Source organism: Bacillus sp. EKM206B, from assembly GCF_011066015.1.
In the GTDB taxonomy this organism is placed as follows: domain Bacteria; phylum Bacillota; class Bacilli; order Bacillales; family Bacillaceae; genus Bacillus; species Bacillus velezensis.
On record NZ_JAAMNL010000001.1, the window covers coordinates 398,378 to 404,829 of the forward strand.

The 6,452-nt window shown below is 47.7% G+C and carries 8 protein-coding genes and 1 pseudogene; 3 read left to right on the forward strand and 6 right to left on the reverse strand.

Going from position 1 to position 6,452, the window contains the following annotated elements:
- Nucleotides 1-24: 24 nt before the first annotated feature.
- Nucleotides 25-525, forward strand: a complete 501-nt coding sequence (locus G9F50_RS02030; RefSeq protein ID WP_060562463.1) for a hypothetical protein — start codon at nucleotides 25-27, stop codon at nucleotides 523-525.
- A 38-nt stretch (nucleotides 526-563) separates the two neighbouring features.
- Nucleotides 564-1,280, forward strand: a complete 717-nt coding sequence (locus G9F50_RS02035; protein WP_060562464.1) for an endonuclease V — start codon at nucleotides 564-566, stop codon at nucleotides 1,278-1,280.
- Between the two features lie 157 nt (nucleotides 1,281-1,437).
- Here the strand turns inward: G9F50_RS02035 and chrA are convergent, their stop codons facing one another.
- The 3 genes from chrA to chrS are packed head-to-tail and all read right to left on the reverse strand — an operon-like array spanning nucleotide 1,438 to nucleotide 3,051.
- Nucleotides 1,438-1,974, reverse strand: coding sequence for a chromate resistance efflux protein ChrA (gene chrA / locus G9F50_RS02040; RefSeq protein WP_060562465.1), 537 nt, complete (start codon nucleotides 1,972-1,974; stop codon nucleotides 1,438-1,440).
- The gene (gene chrB, locus G9F50_RS02045) at nucleotides 1,971-2,561 is read right to left on the reverse strand and encodes a chromate efflux transporter subunit ChrB (RefSeq protein WP_017418772.1); all 591 of its coding nucleotides are present in this window, start codon (nucleotides 2,559-2,561) and stop codon (nucleotides 1,971-1,973) included. Before chrB ends, chrA begins: the two co-directional genes overlap by 4 nt.
- A 13-nt stretch (nucleotides 2,562-2,574) precedes the next feature.
- On the reverse strand, nucleotides 2,575-3,051 hold the full coding sequence (chrS, locus tag G9F50_RS02050) for a chromate efflux transcriptional regulator ChrS (protein ID WP_007407537.1): 477 nt from the start codon (nucleotides 3,049-3,051) through the stop codon (nucleotides 2,575-2,577).
- 207 nt (nucleotides 3,052-3,258) lie between these two features.
- Here chrS and ggt point away from each other — a divergent pair, with 207 nt between their 5' ends.
- On the forward strand, nucleotides 3,259-4,836 hold the full coding sequence (gene ggt, locus G9F50_RS02055) for a gamma-glutamyltransferase (protein WP_060562466.1): 1,578 nt from the start codon (nucleotides 3,259-3,261) through the stop codon (nucleotides 4,834-4,836).
- 10 nt (nucleotides 4,837-4,846) lie between these two features.
- On the opposite strand, the pseudogene G9F50_RS20715 reads toward ggt, so the two are convergent.
- From G9F50_RS20715 to G9F50_RS20515, 3 genes and pseudogenes are all read right to left on the reverse strand, one after another.
- Nucleotides 4,847-5,140, reverse strand: a pseudogene (locus G9F50_RS20715) (hypothetical protein); the annotation flags it as partial.
- Nucleotides 5,141-5,304: 164 nt separating this feature from the next.
- On the reverse strand, nucleotides 5,305-5,925 hold the full coding sequence (locus G9F50_RS02065; RefSeq protein ID WP_012118614.1) for a flavin reductase family protein: 621 nt from the start codon (nucleotides 5,923-5,925) through the stop codon (nucleotides 5,305-5,307).
- Between the two features lie 156 nt (nucleotides 5,926-6,081).
- Nucleotides 6,082-6,452: spore gernimation protein GerQ (locus G9F50_RS20515; protein WP_260399552.1), on the reverse strand; the 371-nt coding region annotated here is incomplete at its 5' end.

Genomic DNA, 6,452 nt, shown 5'->3' on the forward strand with positions numbered 1-6,452 from the left:
TACTTAGGAAAGGTGTATAAAGTAATGAAATACGGACATTATCATAATCAGGTAAAAGAAGTTATTGATTTTTCCAAAACCTTTAAAGCAGTTGCATCACATGATATCTCTTATTTTACTAAAATTATTAATGATGAAGAAAAAGCTAAGTACTATGCTTACGAAGATGTAATTGGTGAAGATGAATATGCGTGGAAAGATATAAAAGAAAACGAGATGAGTGAGGTATGGGGAAAATTTTATAAATTAAACGATGATCAAAAACCACAAAACCTAGACATGCTTCTGAAAATTTTTTCGGAAAATGTCAGAAGTGCTACGACTGAATTTAATACTTTTCTTGAAGAGATCGTAGCAGATCTGAATAATTGTGCAATAAATAGAGCAGTAAGCGGGAAAACAGACAATTTTTTTGAAAAACTTTTCAAAATTTATAAAGCGGGCTATTTTCCATGTGGCTGGGATGGAGATTATCCTTATGGAAGTTTTATTGCGCTGTATATCGAAATGAAGAACTTGAGTTGAAAAGACGATTTTAAATGAAAACGAGGAAAATAAGTGAAATGAAAATACATCAAATTCACGATTTTGATCTAAATGATGAATCGGACTTTATTCAAACACAACAATCCCTAATACATAAAATTAACCTATCCCCCGTCATCCATCCAGACTCCGTCAACACATGCGCAGGCGTCGACCTCGCTTATCGGGAGCAGGACGGGGAACCGTACGGCGTATGCAGTATCATCGTGATTGACGCTGATACAAAAGAAGTGATTGAAAAAGTGCACAGCATGGGGAAAATCAGCGTGCCGTATGTTTCCGGTTTTCTTGCGTTTCGCGAGCTGCCGCTGATCATTGAAGCGGCCGAAAAGCTGGAGGCGGAGCCGGATGTGTTTTTGTTTGATGGCAACGGGTATCTGCATTACAATCATATGGGCGTTGCCACCCATGCGGCTTTTTTTCTGGGGAAGCCTACAATCGGGATTGCGAAAACCTATCTCAAAATCAAAGGATGCGATTTTGAGATGCCCGAAAATGAAGTCGGCGCCTACACCGATATTCTCATTGACGGCGAGGTATATGGCCGGGCGCTTCGGACACGTCGGGACGTGAAGCCTGTCTTCTTGTCTTGCGGACATAACATTGATTTAGAAAGCAGCTATCAGATCACAATGAAAATGATCAATCGAGAAAGCAGGCTGCCGATCCCTGTCCGTCTGGCTGACCTTGAAACGCATGTTTTGCGAACGTTTTATCGGAAAAATCACGTGTAACACTTGCAGTCCGGGAGGCTGCAAATGTTTTTTATTGATCAGGCCATCTGGGAGGATGACAGGAACCACATGTAAGAAGCATAGACGAAGAAATAGTTATCTATATCGAACAACATATCGGGACTGAAACAAAAAGCACCTGTCCAGGTGCTTTTCTTTATAAATGAGGAACCACAAGACCTCCATACAAAAACGCCGCGATAATCAGGAAGGCCGGATGCATCTTGAATTTTGTCAAGGCAAGGAGGGAAATCCCCGCAATCACTAACGCTTGAACCCAGCCGATCGCTTTGATGCCGTCTGCGCCGATTTGCCAGGTAAGAATGAGCATCATGACGGCGATGACAGGCTGGACGGACAGCGTCATGCCTTTGATGACGGGTGATTGGCGGAAGCGCTGAATGATGCGCAAGAGGACGATCAATGCGAGCGCCGACGGTACGACGGTGGCGATCAGCGCAATCAGGAAGCCGGGCCATCCGCCTGCGCTGTAGCCGACATACGCGGCGATTTTGGTGGCGATCGGGCCCGGCAATGCGTTCGCAAGCGCGAGCATATTTGAGAATTGATCGTTTGAGAGCCAGCTGTATCTGTTGACGACTTCTTCAAACATCAGCGGGATCGACGCCGGTCCGCCTCCATATCCGAGTGCGTTTGCGACAAAAAACGCCATAAATATATAAATCATGATCATGAGGCCGACATTCCTTTATCTTTTGAACGTTTATTTGTGATTTTGTCCTTTAATTTAAAATGAAACGCGCCGTACGCCAAGAAAATGATAATGACAAAGCCGGGATTGATCTGTAACGTTTGCAGGCCGATAAAAGCGATGATAAAAAACAGGATGCCCGTGACCCAGCCGAATCCTTTAAGCGCTTTTTGGCCAAACTCGTACGCCATGATGCCGAGCATTACCGCAATCACCGGTGTTACGGCGCCAATCATGCCGGCAACAATTGCTGAGTGGCTTAAGACATTGACAGCCGCAAACAAGCCCGCCATAGCGAGACATGTAGGCAGAATATGGGCGAGGGTCGCCGCGATTGCGCCTAACGTGCCTTTCAGCTTGAAGCCCAGATACGCAGCCATTTTTGTGGCAATCGGTCCGGGAAGCGCATTAGCGATCGCTAATATTTCTCCGAATTCATCATCATCTATCCATTTGTATTTATTGACGGCTTCATGGCGGATGAGCGGGATCACCGACGGGCCGCCCCCGAATCCGAGAATGCCCGTTCGGACCATCGCCGCCGTAATGTCCCAATAGGGATGTTTCATGGCTATGTCCTCCTTACAGCTTCATGCCCGTTCTGCTTTTATACCGTTTAATCAGCATTTGGCAGTCGACGCTGACGACGCCTTTTTGCGTATAGAGCCGTTTTGTCAAAAACTCTTCCATCTCCTGATCATTTGCGAAAATGCCGTGCATATGCAGCTTGCTCGGCCCGGTCATGTGATAAAGGCTTGTCACGGCCGGCTCCTTTTCAAGCTTTAATGCGGTTTCCTCCAAATACTGCGGCTCCACCTCCACATTAAAAAACACGGACACGTGACGGCCGATTTTCGCCGGGTTGATGACAGCGGTGAATTTTTCAATCACACCGGCATCCAGTAAATGCTGAATGCGGTGCTGAACCGCCACTCGCGACAGGTTAACCCGCTTTCCTACGTCTGTATAGGAAATCCTCCCTTCCTCGTGCAAAATCGAAAGAATCTGTTTATCCGTTTCATCAAGGACAAGATTCGGAATGCTGTATTCATGTTCCAACCCGCTTCACCTTCCTTCATTTGGTAGACAATATTGTATCATGAAATATTACGTTTTGAAGGGAGAATTTTTTTATTGTTTTCGATATGTAACAACTTAGAATTATTTCTTATCGGAAAGTAAATAGTGTGTAAGATTTTCTTTCAGGAATGTGGATGGCCGCGAAGTCGCTTTTTATACTTGAGAAAATTTGTAAAGGGGCTTGTCATGAATACTTCAACCATCGGAACGAAACAAATGGTCGTCAGTCCGCATTATCTCGCGTCTCAAGCGGGGGCCGGCATTCTGGAAAAGGGCGGAAACGCGTTTGACGCGGCAGTGGCGGTCAGCGCCTGTCTGGCAGTCGTGTATCCGCATATGACGGGTCTTGGCGGGGATTCATTTTGGCTCACTTACCATAAAGAAACGGGACGAATCAAAGCTTATAATGGGAGCGGCCGTTCAGGGAAGCATGTGACGAGAGACTTGTATCGGGGCAGAGAAGCGATCCCTCTGCGCGGGACAGAAAGCGCTATTACCGTTCCGGGAATGGCGGACAGCTGGGATGCCGTGCTTTCGGCGTACGGGCGTCTTTCGCTCGCTGAGGTGCTGAAGCCAGCTCTTGATTATGCGGCAAACGGATTTCCGGTGTCCGCCGACCAATGCGCCCACACAGAACGCAATCTCGCTCTTTTAGCCTCGACGCCTTACACCTCGGCCATTTTTACGAGAAACAAAAAAGCGCCCATGCCCGGTGAACGGTTTGTCCAAAAGGATCTGGCGGCCAGCTTGGAGCAGCTTGCCGAGAAAGGAAGAAGCGCTTTTTATGAAGGAGACCTCGCTCAACGCATCACATCCTTTCTGCAAAACAACGGCGGCCGTCTGACACTTGATGACTTTAAAGCCCACCGCGGCGAGTGGACGAACCCGGTATCCTCCGATTACCGCGGGTGCAAAATCTATCAGGCTCCGCCGAATTCACAGGGCTTTACAGGCTTAATGACGCTCAATATATTGGAAAACTATGATTTTTCTCAGATCGAACACGGTTCCTTTGACTATTATCATCTGCTGATCGAGGCGCTGAAGAAGAGTTTTCAGCACCGGAATGAAGTGCTGACTGATCCGGCATTTTCTCATATTCCGCTGGATCGGCTGCTTGATAAACGGTATGCAAAGCAGCTTGCGGAAGAAATCGGTAACGTGGCTGCGCCGGCGGTAAGCCGGCCGGTCGGAAGCGACACTGCTTATGCCGCCGTCGCCGATGCGGAAGGAAATGCCGTTTCCTTTATTCAGAGCCTCTATTTCGAGTTCGGATCTGCCGTTACAGCGGGGGAGACGGGCATTCTGCTGCAAAACCGCGGGTCATTTTTTTCGCTGGACGAATCCCATGTCAATACACTTGAACCCGGCAAGCGGACGTTCCACACTCTCATGCCGGCGATGGTCTGTAAAGAAGGAAAGCCTCACATCCTGTACGGAACCCAGGGAGGAGAAGGCCAGCCGCAAACTCAGACAGCGATGATTACGCGCATCATTGATTACAAAATGGACCCCCAGCAGGCGATCAATGAGCCGCGCTGGGTCTGGGGACGGACATGGGGAGAGGAGTATGAAGGGCTGAGGGTTGAAAGCAGAATCAGCCCTGAAACGAGAGAAGCCCTAAGGCAGAGCGGCCACCGCGTCGAGACCGTTGGTGATTTTGACGGGCTTATGGGCCATGCGGCAGCGATCGTCATTGATGAAGAAGGCTTTCTCCAAGGCGGGGCCGACCCGCGCGGCGACGGAGCGGCCGCAGGAGTATAGAGCTACGCTGACTGATGAAAAAAATAAGCACGCCAAGCGCGGCAGAAAGACCCGCGTAAAACGAATCGTACACATATTGCTTTTCCTCCCGCCGGTGCCGCCATTCCATTATGCCGCTGCAGCAAAATAGAAACAACTCCCGCAAATACGTACATTTCATTGAAAAAAGTCACCGCTGCGATGCCCGTAATAAGCAGTGTGATTTCGATTAATCGATATTGAGAACTTTGACGGCAAATACTTGAAACATAAGGCTGAGCAAAATAAATACGGCTGAAAAAATCAGTAACTGAATGAAATCCATCATCTTCCTCCTAAAAATGTGTCTCTCGTTTCATACGAGTGATGGCCTTGTAAGTTTCGGCATTCTATAAGACATTAGGCTGAGTTACATGGTAAAAGACTCAAAAAGACCCCTTGCGAAAGGGGTCTTTTTGACTAGTTTCTTCTATTATAATGGTTCCTGCTTCAGGTCGGGCGGACAAGCGTATATGTCTTCCCGAGTCTGGCGTATTCATTCCCCGCGAGCCTTGCCGCAGGCTTCAGCTCATCTGTCCGTATGTAGCCTTTATCGGCGTCATATACTTGGTCATTCAAATGAAAACAAACGACTCTGCCGATGATGAGGTCTGTCGTCGTTTCTCCGCTGTCATTTTGGAACGGAAGATGGCGTTCGAGTATACATTCAAACCTCACTTTTGCTTCTTTTATACCGGGAACGCTGATGCAAGCGCTGTCTGTCACAGAAAGGTCTGTCATGCCAAGTTCACTGACATCAGGATCAAGCCTTGCCGCCGTTTTGTTAATGTCTTCAATAATGGACTCATCACTGACGTGCACCACGAATTCCCGATGAGCGAGTGCGTTTCTCGCGGTGTCTTTCTGCCGACCGTCCGCGCGGCTGACTGAGATGGCCAGAAGCGGCGGTTCTGCGGAGACAACGTTATAGAAACTGAAGGGCGCCGCGTTTACGGCGCCGTTGATGGATGACCGCGTAGTGACAAATGCGATCGGCCGGGGAACGACTGTGCCCGAAAGCAATTTGTAAGTGTCTTTTGCGTTCAGTTCGTCTGCTCGTAAGATATGCATGATTTCGGCCGCCTTTCTTTATCGTATGACCTGATTATACAGAAAGAAAATTCGGAAACACAACAAAAGAAAACCGGCTGCATATCTTATCACGTGGCATATATCTGATTGAGGAAAAAGGCTTCCGTTTAGCCGGCAGCCTATTTACGAATGGTGTTACTTGTAGTTTTTCTTTACAACCCAGATGTTCCCGTCTTTCCAGTACTCTGTTTTGCTGCAGTAATCGTCTTTTTTGCAAGGGTCTTTTTTCTGAGGACGATAAGGTTTTTTCTGCGTGCGTTTTTTCTTGCGGCGGCATGATTTCTTGTGGCTGCGAGATTTTTTGTGAGACCGGCATGATTTTTTACGGCTGCGAGATTTTTTGTGAGAGCGGCGCGATTTTTTATGGCTGCGAGATTTTTTGTGAGAACGGGACTTTTTATGGCTGCGAGATTTTTTGTGAGAACGGGATTTTTTATGGCTGCGAGATTTTTTGTGAGAGCGGCACGATTTTTTATGGCTGCGAGATTTTTTGTGAGAGCGGCACG

Bases quoted from the DNA above. Each gene is read 5' to 3' on its own strand.
- G9F50_RS02035 (WP_060562464.1), top strand. From the start codon at position 564: ATGAAAATACATCAAATTCACGATTTTGATCTAAATGATGAATCGGAC.
- chrB (WP_017418772.1), bottom strand. From the start codon at position 2,561: ATGAAACATCCCTATTGGGACATTACGGCGGCGATGGTCCGAACGGGC.
- G9F50_RS02065 (WP_012118614.1), bottom strand. From the start codon at position 5,925: ATGCATATCTTACGAGCAGACGAACTGAACGCAAAAGACACTTACAAA.
- G9F50_RS02030 (WP_060562463.1), top strand. From the start codon at position 25: ATGAAATACGGACATTATCATAATCAGGTAAAAGAAGTTATTGATTTT.
- chrA (WP_060562465.1), bottom strand. From the start codon at position 1,974: ATGATCATGATTTATATATTTATGGCGTTTTTTGTCGCAAACGCACTC.
- ggt (WP_060562466.1), top strand. From the start codon at position 3,259: ATGAATACTTCAACCATCGGAACGAAACAAATGGTCGTCAGTCCGCAT.